The sequence below is a fragment of the Acidobacteriota bacterium genome (assembly GCA_016208495.1).
In the GTDB taxonomy this organism is placed as follows: Bacteria; Acidobacteriota; Blastocatellia; order Chloracidobacteriales; family Chloracidobacteriaceae; genus JACQXX01.
The window spans coordinates 308,550-326,932 of sequence record JACQXX010000070.1; the positions used below are offsets into that span (position 1 = coordinate 308,550).

At 50.5% G+C, this 18,383-nt stretch carries 15 protein-coding genes and 1 tRNA gene; 8 read left to right on the forward strand and 8 right to left on the reverse strand.

Translation table 11 applies throughout. The features are described 5' to 3' along the window. Positions 1–5 precede the first annotated feature (5 nt). Both HY774_13920 and HY774_13925 read left to right on the forward strand, forming a co-directional pair. Entirely contained in the window at positions 6–2,078 is a 2,073-nt protein-coding gene (locus HY774_13920; protein ID MBI4749581.1) for a M28 family metallopeptidase, read from the forward strand. Next, positions 2,075–3,160, forward strand: a complete 1,086-nt coding sequence (locus HY774_13925) for an SAM-dependent methyltransferase (GenBank protein MBI4749582.1) — start codon at positions 2,075–2,077, stop codon at positions 3,158–3,160. Before HY774_13920 ends, HY774_13925 begins: the two co-directional genes overlap by 4 nt. Here the strand turns inward: HY774_13925 and HY774_13930 are convergent. From HY774_13930 to HY774_13945, 4 genes are all read right to left on the reverse strand, one after another. Continuing rightward, positions 3,157–4,206, reverse strand: coding sequence for a hypothetical protein (locus tag HY774_13930; GenBank protein MBI4749583.1), 1,050 nt, complete (start codon positions 4,204–4,206; stop codon positions 3,157–3,159). The genes HY774_13925 and HY774_13930 overlap by 4 nt on opposite strands. Before the next feature lie 171 nt (positions 4,207–4,377). Then, the gene (locus tag HY774_13935; protein ID MBI4749584.1) at positions 4,378–4,842 is read right to left on the reverse strand and encodes an ATP-binding protein; all 465 of its coding nucleotides are present in this window, start codon (positions 4,840–4,842) and stop codon (positions 4,378–4,380) included. A gap of 4 nt (positions 4,843–4,846) precedes the next feature. Further along, positions 4,847–5,524: an ABC transporter ATP-binding protein gene (locus HY774_13940; protein ID MBI4749585.1), complete on the reverse strand. Its 678-nt coding sequence runs from the start codon at positions 5,522–5,524 to the stop codon at positions 4,847–4,849. Between the two features lie 149 nt (positions 5,525–5,673). Beyond that, positions 5,674–7,140 (reverse strand): HlyD family secretion protein, encoded by a 1,467-nt coding sequence (locus HY774_13945; GenBank protein MBI4749586.1) that lies wholly within the window; start codon positions 7,138–7,140, stop codon positions 5,674–5,676. A gap of 403 nt (positions 7,141–7,543) precedes the next feature. Between HY774_13945 and HY774_13950 the strand changes: the two genes are divergently transcribed. Together HY774_13950 and HY774_13955 are read left to right on the forward strand one after the other, a co-directional pair. Further along, positions 7,544–8,074, forward strand: a complete 531-nt coding sequence (locus HY774_13950; GenBank protein MBI4749587.1) for a hypothetical protein — start codon at positions 7,544–7,546, stop codon at positions 8,072–8,074. A 101-nt stretch (positions 8,075–8,175) separates the two neighbouring features. Continuing rightward, on the forward strand, positions 8,176–8,856 hold the full coding sequence (locus HY774_13955; protein MBI4749588.1) for a hypothetical protein: 681 nt from the start codon (positions 8,176–8,178) through the stop codon (positions 8,854–8,856). Positions 8,857–8,952: 96 nt separating this feature from the next. On the opposite strand, the gene HY774_13960 is transcribed toward HY774_13955, so the two are convergent. The 4 genes from HY774_13960 to HY774_13975 form a co-directional block, all read right to left on the reverse strand. Then, the gene (locus tag HY774_13960) at positions 8,953–9,849 is read right to left on the reverse strand and encodes a M50 family metallopeptidase (protein ID MBI4749589.1); all 897 of its coding nucleotides are present in this window, start codon (positions 9,847–9,849) and stop codon (positions 8,953–8,955) included. Between the two features lie 156 nt (positions 9,850–10,005). After that, positions 10,006–11,184 carry an acyl-CoA dehydrogenase gene (locus tag HY774_13965; protein ID MBI4749590.1) on the reverse strand — a complete coding sequence of 393 codons (1,179 nt, stop codon included), beginning with the start codon at positions 11,182–11,184 and terminating at the stop codon, positions 10,006–10,008. Positions 11,185–11,476: 292 nt separating this feature from the next. Beyond that, a complete protein-coding gene (gene miaB, locus HY774_13970; protein ID MBI4749591.1) occupies positions 11,477–12,838 on the reverse strand; it encodes a tRNA (N6-isopentenyl adenosine(37)-C2)-methylthiotransferase MiaB in 1,362 nt (453 codons plus the stop codon). A gap of 389 nt (positions 12,839–13,227) precedes the next feature. Beyond that, entirely contained in the window at positions 13,228–14,127 is a 900-nt protein-coding gene (locus HY774_13975; protein ID MBI4749592.1) for an ABC transporter permease, read from the reverse strand. Between the two features lie 221 nt (positions 14,128–14,348). Here HY774_13975 and HY774_13980 point away from each other — a divergent pair. From HY774_13980 to HY774_13995, 4 genes are all read left to right on the forward strand, one after another. Next, a tRNA-Gly gene (locus HY774_13980) sits at positions 14,349–14,423 on the forward strand. Positions 14,424–14,611: 188 nt separating this feature from the next. Next, positions 14,612–16,405, forward strand: a complete 1,794-nt coding sequence (locus HY774_13985; protein ID MBI4749593.1) for a 30S ribosomal protein S1 — start codon at positions 14,612–14,614, stop codon at positions 16,403–16,405. A 210-nt stretch (positions 16,406–16,615) separates the two neighbouring features. Then, the gene (locus tag HY774_13990) at positions 16,616–17,428 is read left to right on the forward strand and encodes a hypothetical protein (GenBank protein MBI4749594.1); all 813 of its coding nucleotides are present in this window, start codon (positions 16,616–16,618) and stop codon (positions 17,426–17,428) included. A 368-nt stretch (positions 17,429–17,796) separates the two neighbouring features. Beyond that, complete coding sequence (locus HY774_13995) at positions 17,797–18,093, forward strand: hypothetical protein (GenBank protein MBI4749595.1); 297 nt, start codon at positions 17,797–17,799, stop codon at positions 18,091–18,093. Positions 18,094–18,383: the final 290 nt, after the last annotated feature.

The following is an 18,383-nucleotide window of genomic DNA, read 5'->3' on the forward strand; positions in this document are numbered from 1 at the left end:
CATATGTGCCCCGTTTTTCAAAGAAATGGCTGGTGAGAGGATTTCTCATCTTCCTGGCCGGGTGGATTGCTTTCCAACCGGGAGTTTTGCTGGCTCAGTCACTCGGTGATTTGCACCAGGAACCACAATTAACCGAGCTTGAAAAAAAGCTACTGGCTGTTCCATCCCCTGAACGGGCGCGAACAACATTGCGTGCCTACACGGCAAAACCCCATCTGGCCGGCACACCCGAAGACTACGAAACCGCGCGATTTACCCAGGAAGAATTTCGCAAAGCCGGATTGCAGGCCGAACTGGTTGAATATGAAGCCTGGATGCCCTATCCGAAATCCCGTCTGGTCGAAATTGTGGCACCGGTAAAATTCACGGCCTCTTTAACCGAGCCGGTTCAGGTGGAAGACCTGGATTCCCAAACCCCTCGCTCCGTGCCGACTTATTCGGCCTATTCACCCTCGGGCGATGTCACCGCTGAAGTCGTGTATGCCAATTATGGATTGCCCCAGGATTTTGCTGCCCTGCAACGGTTGGGTGTTGATGTCAAAGGGAAAATCATTCTGGTTCGCTATGGTGCGGCGTATCGTGGCGTAAAAGCCAAAGTGGCTGAAGAACACGGCGCCGCTGGGGTTTTGATTTTCTCAGATCCCAAAGATGATGGCTTTGTCCGCGGAGAAACCTTTCCAAATGGTCCTTTCCGTCCGGATACCTGTGTTCAACGGGGCAGCATTAATTACATTTTCAACTATCCGGGTGACCCGTTGACGCCTGGTGTTGCTGCCACAAAGAATGCAACACGCATCAAGCCTGCCGAAGCAAAGAACCTGCCGCGAATTCCAGTTCAGCCACTTTCTTATCGGGATGCACTCCCAATTTTAGAGAATCTGGGTGGTCAGGCGGTTCCTGAAGGGTGGCAGGGAGGACTTCCGATTCCATATCGAACTGGCCCTGGCCCAACCAAAGTCCATCTCAAACTCCAGATGGAGTACAAGTCGCGCAAAATCTGGAATGTGATTGGCACGATTGCGGGGAAAAGCCAGCCGGACGAATGGGTATTGCTCGGGAATCACCGGGATGCCTGGGTGTATGGTGCGGTTGATCCCTCAAGTGGTTCGACCGCCCTGCTTGAAGTTGCCCGATCTTTTGGGGAACTGCTCAAACAAGGCTGGCAACCTCACCGGACACTCAAGCTGTGTAGCTGGGATGGCGAAGAATTTGGCTTGATAGGTTCGACCGAATGGGCGGAAGACAATGCAGCGGTGCTCAAAGAGAAAGCGATTGCTTATTTGAATGTTGATGTGGCGGTGTGCGGGGGAAATTTTGGAAGTAGCGCCGTCCCAAGTCTTTGGCCGCTGTTGCGAGGTGCATCGCGGGTTGTTCTTGATGCCGACGGCAAGCAAACCCTGCACGGAAGCTGGATTGCCCGCAATCCTGACGCAATTGAAATTGGAATTGGGCAGTTGGGTGGTGGGTCAGATTTTGTGCCATTCCTCAACCATCTTGGGATTCCAGCGGCTGATATGGGGATGGGCGGGCCATATGGCGTCTATCATTCGACCTATGACAGTTTTTTCTGGATGGAAAAATTCGGTGATCCAGGCTTTACCCGGCACGCAACCATGGCCCGCATGTGGTCGCTGGTGGCCTATCGGCTGGCGGATTCACCGGCAATTCAACTCAATCTGAGTGAATATGCCCACGAGCTGCTTCGGTTGTGTTTTGATCTTGAGAAGAGCTTGAAAGAAACTCCGGGAAAACCAGAGTTTACCCAGCTCAACCTGGCTGCGACTCAACTTGTTTTGAAAGCTGAAGCTTTTGAGCGAAGCGGAGATACGCCGACCACGCTGGCTGTCCGCAATCGAGTCCGTCGGCAGTTTGAACGCGCCCTCACGGATGAAAAGGGGCTTCCTGGACGACCCTGGTTCCGACATCTGGTGTACTCGCCGGGTGTTTATTCCGGATATGGCGCCGAAGTTTTTTCTGGTATTCGACACGCTCTCAACCAAAAACGACCCGAAGAAGCCCGTCAGGCAGTTGATCAACTGGCGGCGGCACTCAATCGGGCGATTGAGGTGCTCAAGTGACGCCACTTGAAGCCAAACTCCATCAGCGAATCAAAACTGAAGGTGAGATACCCTTTCGCGACTTTATGGAGGTGGCACTGTATGACGAGGAGTTTGGCTACTACACGACAAAACCTGATCGAATTGGCCGCAAGGGAGACTATTTCACCAGCAGCAGTGTGTCACGTTTTTTTGGAGAATTGATTGCCAAACAAATATGGCTGAGCTGGCAGGAATTGGGTGCCCCGCACCCATTTTCCATTCTTGAGTTTGGGGCTGGAACGGGCCGACTGGCCAGTGATGTCTTAACCACACTGGAAACGAGTTACCCTGAGTTTTTCCAACTTCTGACGTATGTGATTTGTGATCGAAGTCCAGTGCTTCGTCAGGCTCAGCACGAGATGCTGGCTTCCTTCAGCGGAAAAGTGCGATGGATTGATCAGATTGAGCCTGTACCAGCCGCCTTTGTTTTAGCAAATGAGTTTGTTGACGCCTTATCCTTTCATCGGTTTCGGCTGCGACGGGGGCAAATTGAAGAATGCTGGGTTGGTGCGCGTGACAAAAACCTGGTCCCGGTTTGGAAAGAACCCGCGTCCCCAGAAAAGGTTCAGGGCTATCTTCAACAGACTGGAATGCCTCTGTATGAAGGGCACAAGTGGGAAATCTGTTTTGAAGCCGGTGACTGGCTGACCACGGTGGCCAGTTCTCTTCGCTACGGGGCAATTCTGACCATTGATTACGGGGACCTGAGCGACCATTTACCTGAAGAAAGATACGGTACGGCACGATGTTTTTTTCAGCACCGGGTCAATACCGATTTTTTCAGTCGGATTGGCGACCAGGACATCACGGCTGATGTCAATTTCTCAGCGTTGATAACTGCGGGACAGAGGATTGGACTGCAAACCAGACGGTTTGACCGGCAGGGCGATTTTTTAATTTCGTTGGGATTACTCGAAAAGCTCGAAACACTCTGTCTTGACGCCAATAACACCCTGGATTCGCTGCAGGAACGACTGGCGCTCAAGCATTTTTTGATTCCGGGTGGGCTTGGCGACCATTTCAAAGTGTTACTGCAAGTCAAAAGAGCTACAACTGATTAGAGGCCCAGAATGCTCCCTGGTGGTGGACCAGGTGGTGAGTTTCCTGCAAATCCAGGTGAAAGATGCTGCCCCCATTGGGGTGACGGTGGGGCAGAGGGAGGTTGAACCGGCAGAGGCATCTGGCTCAAAAGTAACTCGACGTCATAGCCTTCCTGACGAACCCGGCTATCAAAATAGAGCAGGCAATAAGCAGTAGCAGAAATGGGGATCGTCAACAATTTGGAAAGTTGATCCACGGTGCTATAGGCAATTGCCAGCCATCCCGGCAAATTGGTTGGGTCGTCGAGTGCGCCGCTGAAGTATCCATATAAACTGAGCGGGATTCCCAGGGCTGAAAAAATCGCAATCGCAATCGCAAAATCAAACAAATAGATCTGGGCAAGTCGCCAGGTATTGCCTTTCCCAAGTTGAAAGCTGCGGGTGATTGAAGATGTGGCATTCTGGCCTTCAATCATAATTGAGCAGGGAATAAAGATCAGTCGGGTGTAAATGGCACAGTACGCCAGCGCAAAACCGACGGCGGCTGCCAGCAAAAGCGGGATCAACAGGATGGCCATCATCGGACCGGTCATTCTGGAAACCGCAACCATGACGCCAATGACGATCAGCAGAAAATAAAAGGCAAATCCAAGCACGCTAAACAAACCAGCCGCAATTAACATTCCGAGGAGTTGTCCTCCGAGGAGTGTCCCAAATCGTCCCCGAATCATAGCCAGCGTGGTTCGAAAGCTGATTGGAATATCGAGCATGACGTAATCAGCGACGGTGCGTGAAAGCCCGCCTACTGCCAGCAGATTCAAGATCGGCCCCACCACGAGCGCCAAAAAATAGCCAAACCCAAATAAAAGTATTGCCAGAAATGCCTGACTTCCCCCGGCGGATAGTTTAGCGGTCGCCAATGTGACCAGCAGGCTTCCAGTGTAGGTAACCAATCCAGGAATGGCTACCACAGCCAGCAAGGCGCTGAAATTCTGCCGGTAAATCTGAATGGAGCGATCAATCAAATCACCGGTTGAGAGCGGTTCCAAAATCGCTTGTTGACCCATGAGTTGTAGGTGTTGCAGGAAAGATGTGGAAATGCAAAAAATTCCGATCCAGTCGGAACCTGACGATATTGAATGAGGTAGTCGTTGAAGCGGTCAGGTCCGTATCAGAAACCCTGGAGCCATGCGGAACCAGAACTGGGAACGCGCAGCGGATGTGCGGTTCGACGGCGTCTAGCTCAATGGTTCGGGGCGTTTGACCATGACCACCTGATTGCCGCGCGTATTGTAGCGGACTTCATCCATCAAGTGATAGATCAACATCACGCCACGACCACATGGCCGCATAATATAGTCTGGATCAGTTGGGTCAGGGAGTGTGGTCAGGTCAAATCCATCGCCTTCGTCGGTAATGGTGAAGGTGGCTTCAGAAGGGGTTAATTCCACCACAATCGTGACCAGTTTGGAGGGGTCACTTTTATTACCGTGTTTGATACCGTTGGCAATGGCTTCGTCAAGGGCGACGAACAGGTTTGAACTGGGATCAACGAGACCATAGGCCACAGTTCGTTCCACGAGATAGTTCAACACCCCATGCATGTGGTCAATCACGCTTGGGATGATGAACTCAATTCGTTCGTGGGCAAATGGTCCAATGAAAGTCTGCGAGGGGTCGTACGGTTGCGAGGTTTGTGCCATGGCCTCACCGGTTGCGAATATCCTTTTCAATCCGTCCATCGCGAATCGAGAGCATGCGATGCGCGTGAGCGGCAATGTCAGGTTCGTGGGTTACCAGAATAATGGTGTTGCCTCGCTGATGCAGCGTATCAAGCAACCCCATGATTTCCTGGCTGGTTTGAGAATCCAGGTTTCCGGTTGGTTCATCAGCCAGAATGATGGATGGGTTATTGACCAGAGCGCGTGCAATCGCAACCCGTTGCCGCTGACCACCTGAAAGTTCATTTGGTTTGTGGTGCATGCGGTGGCCAAGATCAACCTGTTCAAGCGCTTCTTTCGCCCGGGCAGTTCGGGCTGCTGATGGGGTGCCGTTATAAATCAACGGCAGTTCAACGTTATGGAGGGCTGTGGCTCGGGGCAGCAGGTTAAATGTCTGAAACACAAACCCGATTTCCTTGTTGCGGATGTGAGCCAGTTCGTCATCATCCATTTGGGAAACGAGCTTTCCGTTCAGCCAGTATTCACCTTTTGAAGGGGTATCAAGACAGCCAATCAGGTTCATCAAGGTTGATTTTCCTGACCCGGATGGACCAACAATGGCAATGTACTCATTGCGTTTGATTTCAAAACTGACGCCGTGTAAGGCGTGAATCGTTTCGTCACCCATCCGATAGGTCTTCCACAAGTCAACCGTTTGGATGATTGTATCTGGAGCTGGTGTTATTGGCGTATGGTTGTTGTGCTGGGTATCAGTGGCTTCCATCATCATTGTTGTTGACATAGTTTTTCTGGATCAGGAGTCAGGCGGAAGTGATGGTAAAGAGGGAAGACAAACTTGTCTACCCTCTCAGCTTATTTCTTCTCGGTATTTTCCGGTTTGGTTTCTTCCTTGACGATCTGTGTCCCATCTTTCAAGGTTCGAAGCTGGCGGTTTGGCCCAATAACAATGCGCTGACCTTCTTTTAAGCCTTCCGTGATTTCAATGTCGGTCTCACCCGTAATTCCGGTTTTGACGGCCACGAACTTGGCTTTTCCATTGTCATCAATGTAGACCCCAGGGATTTCTTCACGTTTGACTTTGACGGGGCCGGCTGGTTTGTCAGCTTCCGGGGCTGGTGTCGTTCCTTTGCCATCATCATTTTTGTCGCGGCTGACAAGTGCCTGCAAAGGAATGGCAACCACATTTTGGCGCGTTGTGGTGGTAATGACCGCTGTGGCTGACATCCCAGGCCGGAGGCGATCACGCACTTCAGGTGATGGATTCAATTTGATTTTGACTTTGAAATCTTTGGCTTCCTGTGACGTGACGTTGGAAGCAATAGTCTGACCCGTTCGGGTAATGGCGCTTTGGCCAACTTCGACCACAAATCCGTCAATCTCAATGTTATTCAGCGCATCAACTTTGACTTTGGCTGACTGTTGTGGTTGGGCTTTCACATTGGCGATGTCCGTTTCATCAACTTTGACTTCGACAAAGATTTCTGACATATCGGCAATGGTCATCAGCGGGGTGCTGCTCAGGTTGGCCAGCGCAAATTCACCAACCCGGACCGGAAGGCTGGCCACCACTCCATCAATCGGGGCCAGTTTGATGGTTTTGTTCAAAATATCATTCGCACTATCGAGGTTGGCTTTGGATGACTTTTCACGTTGCTCGCTTCCAGCCAGGGCGGCTTTCATGCGATCAACACTGATTTCAGCATCTTTGACCTGAGTTTGGAGCCGTTTGACCTGTTCTTCTTGAGCTTCAACCCCAGCTTTGGCAGTTTCCAAATTGGCGCTCGCCCGGTCAATTTCGATCTTGGAAACAATGCCTGACTCAATCAGTTTTGAAAGGTTGTTGAGTTCCTTCTGGTTGAGATCCTGGGTTGCTCGTGCCCGACGCAGGTCAGCCTGGGCGCCGGCCAGCAGATTTTTGGTTTGATTGACGTTGTTCTCAGCGCTGAAGAGTTGTTGTTGAACCTGGAGTTTTTCTTGAATCGCGGCCTGGAAGTTGGCTTCAGCACTGGCTTTGGCCGTGGCCTGCTGGGTGGGGTCAACTTCAATCAACGGCTGATCTTTTTTGACCAGTTGACCTTCGGTCACCTTAATTGAAGTAACCCGGCCTGAAACTTCCGCCGTCAGGTTATACAGCTCTTTGGGGCGAATTTCGCCAGAGGCAGAAACCTTTGATTCAAGTATTTCAAATCGTTTGACGGTATCAAATTGAACGGGAACTGCGTTTCGGTTCCGACTGAGAACACTGGCGGCGGTGATTCCGCCAAGGAGAACCACAATCCCCCCGATGACAAGAATTTTCTTGGAACGACTTAATGCCATTGTGACTGCCTCTCGATTATTGAATTTTTTGGATGATGTGAAGACTGTTTGGAGTGTGAGTCGTGAGCCTTCTACGTCGACCTTTCCAGACAAGTTTCGTGCAATGTTTTACATTTTCTTGAAATTTTCCCTTGGGCTATGACCCTGGGTCTTTCTTCCCAAGACCAGTTGAATGAACCTTTTACTCCATAGCACTGTGAACGTGAGATCGGGAAGCTATCCGAGGTTTACAGCCAGGGAGATAAAGAGAGATGATGGTGGTACTCCCAGTCTTCACCAATCCCAAAGTGGTCGGAAAAGAGAACTCTCTATCATAGCCGAAGCCCTGGAAGCTGAAGCAACACCGTTTTACTAAATTAACCCCAGTTTATTTTTCCAAAACTTTGAATAAGGAGTTGTAGATATGCGTCGAAAACAAGTTCAATGCAGTATTGTGGTTGCTCTTTGGATGCTGGTGACAACCATCAGTGTGCATTCTGAAGCTGGAAAACTTCCTCCGTTCACCAATGCTACCGCGGATTCTGTCCCGCCAATCACATCAAAAGATGAGTTGTTAAACTGGCTCAAGTCAGAGAAATACAAAGCTGAATTTGTTGCCGAGCCTGAAGTCCACCCGTCATCAGGACCACACGGTGGAAACGTCCGAACTTACTTTAATTCGATTCTAACTGAGGATTTACGTGCTGGGAAAACCAAATTCAGGAAAAATGCGGCCATGGTGAAGGAACTTTATTTCAGCGGAACCGAGACGGTGGTTGGCTATGCTGTGATGGTCAAAGTGAAGAAAAAGAGCAAACAGAATGGAAAAGAATGGCTCTATTATGAAACTTTTGATGGTACGAATGGCTCAGTTTTTTATGGGCGCGGGGTTCGACTCTGTGTGGACTGTCACCGCGCGGGAACTGACTATCTGCTCTCCCCATTTCGGCCTTGACAAGGGAACTGGCTATCCTTCTCAATAAAGTCGTCATCATCCCTGGTAGAGCATAGTCTGCACCCGGCGCGGGTATTTTGATTTTTCAATAGGACAAAGCAATGAAGCACAAAACTGTTTTTACAAAAGTGCGCAAATTGATTGATCAGCGTGAGGTGGTCGAGGAAAACCTGGACCTGGCTGAAGACGCACTTGTTGAGTTGGTGGAAAAAGATCCCAACTGTGACTGGGCCCTCGGGCTTTTATCGGAAATCTATTACTGGCGAGGTGAGGTCGCACCAGCCAGCGAAAAACTGGAGTTGTATCAGCAAGGGGTTGAATACGGCGAGCAAGGGGTTGAACTGAATGAAAATTCACTTGAAGCCAATTTCTGGCTCGGAGTGAATTACGGACTGTATGGGGCTGAAAAAGGTGTTTTAAAAAGCCTGGAGTTAATTAAACCGATTCAAGCCTGTATGGAACGGGCACTTGAAGTGGATGAGCGCTATTTTTATGGTGGGCCCTGGCGGGTTCTTGGCCGGTTATACAACAAGGTCCCAAGCTGGCCAATCTCAATTGGTGACAACCGCAAATCCATTGAATGCCTTGAAACGGCTCTCGAATTTGGGCCGAAATTTTATTTGAACCATCTCTATATTGCCGAAACCTATATCTCGATGCGCGAGAAGAAAAAAGCCCGCGAACATCTTGAGTGGATTATCAATGCCCCGCCTTCCAAAAACCATGAGCGCGAAGACGCTGGCTATAAACGTGAAGCAAAAGCACTGTTGAAGAAACTGTAAGCCTGACCATTGAGATGACCAGATCAAAGAATAAAGCCTCCGAGTGGTTCGGAGGCTTTTTCTGTTGGAAGAAACGTTGTGGTTGAGGTTTAGCAATCAACTTGTCTTTGAGCCGCGATACTGAATCATCCACAGCACCAAAATCAGAATACCAAGTGCCATAATACCCCAGACAATCGCCCAGAAAACGGCAGGTATTCCAGTCATTTGCTGCATGTTGACCGCATCAGAATGTTGCAATGTGGTGGTTGATAACAGGAAGAGAACTTTGAGATCAACCAGCGCATTGAGGCAGCACTGAACTGCCAGGAAGTTAACCAAAAAATGAGCCATAGCCGGGCGGCAAACATTTCCTAACACCAAAAAGGCGGTTCCTAAAAACAAACCGACTGCCCAACTAAAAAGCGTTCCGGTCACGGTCCAAAAGGCAATCAGCATCAAAATCAGTGCCAGGCTGGCACCACCCAGCCCAAACCGGGCAATTTTTCCAAATCCTGGGCGAGAGGCGGCAATCCACAGGGTAACTGCTAACGCCAGAACCAAAAAAACCAGCCACGATGCGCTTCCGTTCACGAAAAAGAACGTCACTCCAAATACAAGCGCGCCACAAGCATATAAAATGTTGCGAGCGTGGGACTCACGTTGAGCCAGAAGCAGGAGTCCAGCCCCAAAAAGCATTGAGCCCAGGTAGCCGGCACTGGTGATGAGTGGGCGGAATCCGCCTTGGGACCAGGTCAGGCCACTTTCATCTGGCGAAACGGTCAGCCCTTTCACATCCCCAAAGGTCAGCACGGTTGCCAGGGCATGACCTGATTCATGAATGAGCGTCACAAAGAGTCGAATTGGATAGACCAGGATGTCTGCATAGGGAATCAGACTCAAGGCCACTGTCAACAGTGTTGCAATAATCAACCACCGAAATTGGGCATTTTTCGATTCGGTTGAAAGCGACGAGGGTGTCGCTCCAAAGTCAGTTGATGAAAACGATTGCACAGTGGCCTCCTTTGGGGTGATTTGGGGCTGAAAACAACGGGCTGAAGGTTTTCGGGCTGAGGACTGAAGATTCGCAAGCTCAGGGCAGAAGTCATTGAGTATGGAAGTGAACAACAAGTCCTGAGCCCGAAAACGATTCGCCTGATGACCTAAAAACTAATCCGTCAGCAAGAGTTTGGCGATGGTCTGGAGTTGCATAAAGGAAGTTCCTTCATAAATCTTTCCGATCTTTGAATCACGGAAATATTTTTCGACCGGATATTCCTTGGTGTAGCCATAACCGCCAAAAATTTCAATAACCTGCGAGGTCACGCGTTCTGCCACCTGGGATGTGAAATACTTGCACATCGCGGCTTCTTTCAAAAACGGCTGGCCGGCATCGCGCAACCGGGCGGCGTTATAGACCAGCAATCGAGCGGCTTCGACATCGGTCGCAAGTTCGGCAATCTGGAACTGAATGGCTTGGAAATCGGCAATACGCTTCCCAAACTGTTTCCGTTCTTTGGCATATTTCATGCCGTGTTCGAGTGACCCGGCAGCCACACCCACCATTTGGGCGCCAATGCCGATTCGGCCTTCATTGAGTGTTTCAATCGCGACTTTGTAGCCCTTGCCAACTTCACCCAACACATTTTCTTTTGGAACACGGCAGTCTTCCAAAATCAGTTCACAGGTTGACGAAGCCCGGATGCCAAGTTTGTCTTCCTTTTTGCCAACCGAAAAGCCAGGGAAATCACGCTCAACAATAAACGCTGTGATACCTTTGTAGCCCAATTCCGGGTTGATATTGGCAAACACAATATAAAATCCAGCTTCAGCCGCATTGGTAATCCACAGTTTTTGGCCCGTCAGGCTATAGTGGTCACCTTTGTCCACGGCCCGGCAGGCGAGGGCAAACGCATCGCTACCAGAACCGGCTTCTGACAACGCATAGGAGGCAACGGTATCGCCACACAGGCGGGGAAAATATTTTTTCTTCTGCTCAGGTGAACCCCATCGGAGTACCGCATTGTTGACCAGCGTGTTTTGGACATCCACCAGCACGCCGGTTGAACCATCAACCCGAGACATTTCCTCAACCGCCAGCACTGACATAAAAAAAGTTCCGCCAGCGCCGCCGTACTCAGTTGGGACTTCGATTCCCATAATGCCCAGATCAAAATATTCCTTGATCAGGGATCTATCATAAACTGCAGCTCGATCCATTTCAGCCACCTTGGGCCAGACTTTTTCTTTGGCAAAGTCGGCAATACTCGACCGGAAAAGCTGTTCTTCATCGGTCAGCATGGTAAGTGCGGGAACGGCTGCAGCTAACTCTTTTGCTGGTTGACTCATATGAATACTCCATTGAAATGATTGAAATTAAGACACTGGAAGGTCGCCTCATTTATATCACGCAGCATCAAAAGCCTGAAGACGTTTAAGGGGATATCAGGAATGGGCAACTGAGGGTTCAGGGTTCAGAGGTTAAGAAAGTTCAGTTTTCTGAAAGAACAAAACCCAGGTTCTGTGAGATGACAAGAACCTGGGTTTTCGATTTTGGAAATACCACCTTATGAGAGTGGTGGGATGCTATGTGTTTTCAAGTCAACCTGTTATCTGTACCGGAACCCTGACCCCTCAATCATTAGCTGGGGCACACCATTTCTGATCCGAGCCAGGATTCGATTGAGTCTCGTGGTGCGGCTTCGGCATACAGGCGGTGCGGAGTCGCATGGGTGACCTGTACCCGGTAGATCCCAGGTCGTGAGGCAATCTGGCGCGAAACCATCATCACGTGATTGCCGCGCGTATGGCCCTGGACAAATTCTTCTTCCTGGAATGCATCGCCTTTGACCAGGACTTCGACTTCCCGGCCAATCCACTCACGATATCGCCTGAGACTCCAGTCTTTTTGTTTATCCACCAGTCGCATGATTCGTTCAGATTTGACTCGTTGAGGCATATCCTCAAAGTGGCGGGCTGCCGGGGTGCCCTCGCGCTCAGAGTAGATAAACATATAGGCCATGTCATAGCCCACTTCATCATAAAGCGAGAGTGTTTCCTGAAAATCTTCTTCGGTTTCACCGGGGAATCCGACAATCATATCTGTCGAAATCACCATATCCGGCAACAACTTGCGCATCAGGGCAATGCGCTCAAGATAAAATTCACGGGTGTATTCACGAGCCATTCGCCGCAGGATTCGATTCGAACCCGACTGGACCGGCAAATGGATAAACCGACAGACCGATGGCGTTTCAGCAATCGCATAAATCAAGTCGTCTGAGAAATTCATTGGGTGACTGGTGATGAACCGGACCCGTGGAATCCCAACTTGCCCAACCCGACGCAGCAACTCCGCAAATGAAGGAAATCCGTCCAGTTGTCGGCGTTTCCCACCGAGGCCATTTTCCAACCCATAACTATTGACATTTTGCCCAAGCAGGCTGACTTCGAGGATGCCAGCATCGCGCAATGCTTCGACTTCGCGCAGGATATCATCCGCCGGTCGAGAAACCTCCGGGCCGCGCGTGGTCGGAACAATGCAATAGGTACATTTGTGATCACAACCGCGCATGATGGTCACGTGGGCTGAGAGGGTATCCTGAGGCGGCGGCGGCATGTAGAAGTTTAATTCAGATTTGAATTCAAAATCCTGAACCTTGCCTTTTTCAATCGCCGGGACGATTTCGGTAATTGCTCCTGGTCCAAGCATAATCTCCACGCCATATTCGGTGCCCATTCGCTGGCCTTCGGGGAGTTGTGCCAGGCACCCCATCAATCCGACCGTCACCTTTCGTGACCGTTTTTCGCGGCGTAAGACCCCGAGCATCGAGCGGACTTTGTCCACCGGCTTGCCACGCACGGCACAGGTATTGAGCAATACCAGATCGGCATCTTTAATGTCATCTACAAAAGAGTATCCAATCCCGGCCAGTTGGGATTGAATTGCATGGGTGTCATATTCGTTCATTTGACACCCGTAGGTCAAAATACAGGCTCTCACAGCGTATAACTTCCTCTGGTTGATATAAAGTGAATGTAAAGGAGTGTGGATAAAGAACGCACACTATAGCCGAAAACCTGATCAAGGCAAAGGTGTGCAAGCGCGGGAGTTAAGCACCTTGTCATAAATTTCCTGAGATACTGGATTTGGTAAGTATTTGATTCTTTTCGTGTATTTCGTGTGTTTCGTGGTTCAAAATGTCTGGAAATTTTCGGTAAGGTACTTAACCCTGAGTTTGAGGTGGTGACAAGATGACCAAGTGACAAGGTGACAAGGTGACAGGATGACCGAGTGACAGGTGACAAGGTGACAGGGTGACAGGGTGATAGGGGTGATCTGTATTCGAAAACCCCGAACCGGAACCCTGAAAAACTTCCAATTCCAGCCTGCTACCGGCGTTCCTTCACATAAGGAGTCCCCAACGCTTTTGGAGGTAGGGCTTTACCGACAAATCCAGCCAGAAAAATCATCGTGACGACATAGGGAATCATTTGGATAAACTGGGTCGGCACGATAACTCCGCCAAGCTTGATTCCTTGCAGGCGGATTTGAATGGCATCCGTAAACCCAAACAACAGGCAGGCGACCAGCACGCGGGTCGGCATCCAGTTTCCAAAAATCAAAGCCGCGAGGGCAATGTAGCCACGCCCGGAGGTCATGTTGCGGGTATAGAGCGAGTTTTGGCCAATTGAGAGATAAATTCCGCCGATGGCAGCCAGAATTCCTGAAATAAGAACCCCCTGGTACCGCATCCAGTCCACATTCACCCCGGCGGTATCTGCGGCCTGAGGTGTTTCCCCAACCGCCCGCAACCGAAGGCCAAAGCTGGTGTAAAAGAGGACATAGTAGGTGATCGGAACTGCCGCCAGCGCAATCACGATGGGGGTGTAGGGAAGGGTCAATTCCTTCGGCAGGGATGGAGTTGATCCACTGGAAGCAAAAAGCGCCCCGGAAAGCAGGGCTGGGATGCCAAGCATTAAAATATTGATCGCGGCTCCGACCACAACCTGGTCGGCCCGGCACTTGATACAGCAAAAGGCATGCAATCCGGCCACCGCCAGTCCCGCCAAAATCGCCGAGAGAAAGCCAATCCAGGGGTTTTGGGTGGTATAGGTTACTGCGGCGGCGGTAAAGGCGCCGGCCAGCATAATACCTTCCAGCGCCATGTTGATCACCCCGACACGTTCTGAAAAGAGACCACCCAGCGCGGCCAGGATCAACGGCGTTGAAAGCCGAAGCGTTGAGGCATACAGCGAAGGGTCAAGCAGAAAATCCAGTAGATACTGCATGGGTGAGGCTCCTTGAAAGAATTGGGGGCTGAATTGGGAGAAACGATGATAGAGAAGAGGGCTATTTTAAAGGGGGAACGCCCAAAAAGGTCAAGGGAAAAGCAGGAACTGACGGTATTCTGAATGCAGATGACCAACAAGATCGGTGCTCAAAAAAAATTGTTGACAAGTTTTCAAAGAGGGACTATCGTATGCGGCCTTCAGAGGGAAATTCAAAATATGCGGGAGTAACTCAGTGGTAGAGTGCAACCTTGCCAAGGTTGAAGTCGCGAGTTCAAATCTCGTCTCCCGCTCCAAAATTTGTTTCCAACCAAGACGAGGCAGTGATTTCACTGCCTCGTCTTGTTTTTTTCACCAGAAAATTTTCTTCTTCTGTGAATTGGTTGCAAGTTAACGTCTGCCACACACTTGACACACTTTTGGTGTGCGGTGTAGATTTCAAGTTCCCTTATCAATTCCAATTCTGTAGAGAGATTCTCAACTCATGGCTGATCACGTAAACCAGTCCGGGGCCAAGGGCGCCGCGACGTCTACTATCCAACCCAACGATAACAACGTTAACCAAATCAACTTCAACGATTCTTCCTCATCTGCTGAAGATGCTGATTTTGGGGCGCTTCTCAAAGACTTTGAACAGGCTTCGGCTTCGTCAATCAACATTGGCGACGTTGTCAGTGGAAAAGTCATTAAAGTCTCAGATCGCGGTGTCATCATTGACATCGGCTTTAAATCAGAAGGGATTGTTCCCAAAGAAGAGTTTTCTGACGCTGATGGCACCATTACCGTCTCCTCCGGCGATGTCGTCGATGTGATGGTCAAACAGTTTGAAAACATGGACGGCTATGTTGAACTGTCACGCGCCGATGCCATCCGGCTCCAGGTCTGGGATGTCATCGAAAAAGCTTATACCGATGGCCAGACCGTCAAGGGACGGGTGGTTGAACGGATCAAAGGCGGGCTACGTGTTGATCTGGGCGGTGTGAGCGGCTTTTTGCCAGGAAGCCAGGTTGATGTCCGCCCGGTGCGGAACCTGGATGCCTTGAAGGGCCGCGAAATGGACCTGCGCATTTTGAAAGTCAACAAAAAGCGCAGCAACATTGTCCTGTCTCGCAAGGTGGTTCTTGAAGAAGAAGCCTCCAAGAAGAAAGACCATACCTTAGAGTTACTTGACGATGATGTCATTGTGACGGGTCAGGTGAAAAACATCACCGATTATGGTGTGTTTGTTGATCTGGGCGGCATTGATGGGTTGTTGCACATCACGGATATTTCCTGGGGACGTCTTCAGAAACCGAGCGATGTGTTCAAGGTGGGCGACAGCATTCAGGTCAAAGTCCTCAAATTTGACCGTGACAAAGGCCGAGTCAGCCTGGGCTATAAGCAATTGTTGCCAGATCCATGGGATACGGTCTACGAGCGCTACCACAAGGGAGATACCGTCCGTGGCCAGGTCGCTTCAGTGACCGATTATGGTGCCTTTATTGAACTCGAAGAAGGTGTTGAAGGTCTGGTCCACGTCTCGGAAATGAGCTGGTCCAAGCGGATTAAACATCCATCGAAGATTGTGGCACCAGGAACTGATGTTGAAGCCGTGGTTCTCGAAGTTGATCAGTCACAACGTCGCATCAGCCTTGGCATGAAGCAAGTTCTGCCAAATCCGTGGGATTCAGTCACCGAACGGTATGCGATTGGAACCAAGGTCACTGGCCGGGTGCGCAACCTGACCGAGTTTGGTGCCTTCGTTGAAATTGAAGATGGGATTGACGGCCTTGTTCACGTGTCGGATATGTCCTGGACAAAGCGCATCAAGCATCCGTCTGAGGCGCTGAAAAAAGGACAGCAAGTCGAAGCTGTGATCACCAACATTGATGTCAACAACCGACGCCTCAGCCTCTCGATCAAAGATCTCGAACCCAATGCCTGGGATCGGTTCTTCCAGGTGCATAAACCGGGCGATGTTGTCGTTGGAAAAATTACCCGGTTTGCCAGCTTTGGGGCCTTTGTGGAACTGGAAGGCGGCATTGAAGGGTTGTGCCACGTTTCTGAACTGAGCGACCAGCGCGTTGATAAACCTGAATCAGTGGTCAACATTGGTCAGGAAATTCAGTTCAAGATTCTGAAGCTTGACGAAAGCCAGAAGAAGATCGGTCTTTCAGCGCGGGCTGTGGGTCGCGAAAACGATCCTGAAGATGTTTCAAACTACATCAATAACGAAACCATGACGAGCCTTGGAGAACTGACGAACTTCCTGGGCGACCCAGAAGAAAAAGAAAGCTAATCGAGTTTTCTGACTCGAAAAGTAGGAATGACACAAGCCGCCCAGGTTTTCAACCTGGGCGGCTTGTGTGGTTTTAGGGGCTTGTAACGGATTTAATCCGGTTGTGGCGGAACGATTCAGCGGGTCAAACGACAATACTCCCACACACTGTCCAAACTGATCAGATCATCTCACACTTTCTACAATGAAAAACGGCAAGGGGAGGGACGTATGCGCTTTATTACCTGGTTGTCAGTATGGCTGGTTTGCGGAAGTTTTGGCATTGCCTCGCTTCAGGTGTCAGCCCAACAAGTTCCGTTGCGGTGCGAGGTTGTCACACCTCGCACCAATGTTTCAGTTCAAATTGTGTCAAACGGGTACCCAAAACCGGTGTACCACGATGGTGCCTATCGCTGGATTGAAGGGCGACCCGGAGAGCGGTTTGTGTTTCAAATCACCAATCACAATGGATTTGCAGTTGGTGTTATCCCCTCAGCCGATGGGCATTCGTTGACATCAGATGGCCGCGCTTCAGCCAGTCACCCCGCCTATTTGATTGACCCGTACGGAACCATCACCGTCTCAATCTGGCGCGAAACCCTGGCTGGCGGGAGGGAACTCTATTTTACCAGCGTGGATAATTCCCTGGCGGCACGAAAAGGGGATCGCCGCAATATCGGTGTCCTTGGGGTGCTGGTCTGGCAACTGGAAGATCGGGCTCAAATCATCATTCCCAACCGGAAAGATGGTCGCGGTGAGGAAAAATCAAAAGCTGGCGCCCCGGCAGCCGGGGATTCTGATCGAATTTACAACTCTCAAGGAATCGGTGTTGGCGCTGGGCAATATCAATCAAATCAGGCAGCGCTGACAGATCGGTATCGCCGGGTTCGTGTCCTGGGAACGATTTCAATCTATTATGATGACTATGAAGGGTTAATTCGGGCGGGTGTTCCCATTCATCAGCCATATCCGCTTGATCGTCGCCGCTCAAACCCATTTCCTGGTGAATACAAGGGTGTCCAAATTCCATCTGACGGGAAATAACTGGTGTGGCCTGAACCACATAAGCGCCAGGATAAGACATCAGGACTCGACCTGGACAAAGGGACAAGGGGACACCAAGACAAGGAGACAAGGAGACACATTCAATAGTCTCATTCTTCCGCTCCCAACCGGAGTCTGTTCAAGCCGACACACTCCGTGAAATTGTCTCCCTGTCTCCGTGTCTCTTCTTCTCCGTGTCTCAACCCGACTCTCCTTTCCTTATCCTGGCGCTTATGGGCCTGAACCATCGGAATCTGAAAAGAAATCTTGGCGATTGGACCAGGGAAGTGGTAAAACCAGACACGCACTTCACGTTTTCATCTCATTCAGTTCAGCACAAACACGTTATCCACCCAGGTTTTTCTCGCATGGCAGGTACACCACCGACTGAACTCTTCGAGCCGTATGAGCGCCTCATTGAAATCAATGTTGTGGGAACCCCCTTGTTGGTTCCGGAAAACAACGCGGTTTTGCGTTGTTTTCAATACATCAACATGGAAAGCATTTCCTATGGCGATTTTTGCTGGAATGCTGATTGCACCAATTGCCAGATTTGGTATCAGCGGCCTGGCGAGGAAAAAGAGCGGTCTTCGCTTTCGTGCCGCATGCGGGTCATTGAGGGGATGACCGTCACGCGTTTGAGCAAATTCATCCGGCTATTTTAGGGAGCGTTAAAAAATAAGTTCCTGGGGCGAGTTCTGCCACGTCCAGGTTTTGGTTTTGCACCGCGAAGCGTTGCCGTTCGGATAGCCGGTCGGTTGGCCGCTTTGGGCCTACCACCGGATCCAAAGGCCACCCCTTGTTGCTCCCCCGCTTTGCCCGCGCCCCGCAGGGGCGCGGGCAAAGCGGGGGAGCACTGGAGAGAACGAACCTGTTCCCGGTGGTAGCTCACTGTAGCTGAGCAACCACCGGCTATCCGAACGGCAACCTTTCAGGATGCTCAATCCAAATGCCT

Coding starts and splice junctions, on each gene's coding strand:
- HY774_13950 (MBI4749587.1), top strand. CDS start 7,544: ATGCGTCGAAAACAAGTTCAATGCAGTATTGTGGTTGCTCTTTGGATG.
- HY774_13995 (MBI4749595.1), top strand. CDS start 17,797: ATGGCAGGTACACCACCGACTGAACTCTTCGAGCCGTATGAGCGCCTC.
- HY774_13985 (MBI4749593.1), top strand. CDS start 14,612: ATGGCTGATCACGTAAACCAGTCCGGGGCCAAGGGCGCCGCGACGTCT.
- HY774_13930 (MBI4749583.1), bottom strand. CDS start 4,206: ATGGGTCAACAAGCGATTTTGGAACCGCTCTCAACCGGTGATTTGATT.
- HY774_13935 (MBI4749584.1), bottom strand. CDS start 4,842: ATGGCACAAACCTCGCAACCGTACGACCCCTCGCAGACTTTCATTGGA.
- HY774_13975 (MBI4749592.1), bottom strand. CDS start 14,127: ATGCAGTATCTACTGGATTTTCTGCTTGACCCTTCGCTGTATGCCTCA.
- HY774_13965 (MBI4749590.1), bottom strand. CDS start 11,184: ATGAGTCAACCAGCAAAAGAGTTAGCTGCAGCCGTTCCCGCACTTACC.
- HY774_13990 (MBI4749594.1), top strand. CDS start 16,616: ATGCGCTTTATTACCTGGTTGTCAGTATGGCTGGTTTGCGGAAGTTTT.
- HY774_13945 (MBI4749586.1), bottom strand. CDS start 7,140: ATGGCATTAAGTCGTTCCAAGAAAATTCTTGTCATCGGGGGGATTGTG.
- HY774_13955 (MBI4749588.1), top strand. CDS start 8,176: ATGAAGCACAAAACTGTTTTTACAAAAGTGCGCAAATTGATTGATCAG.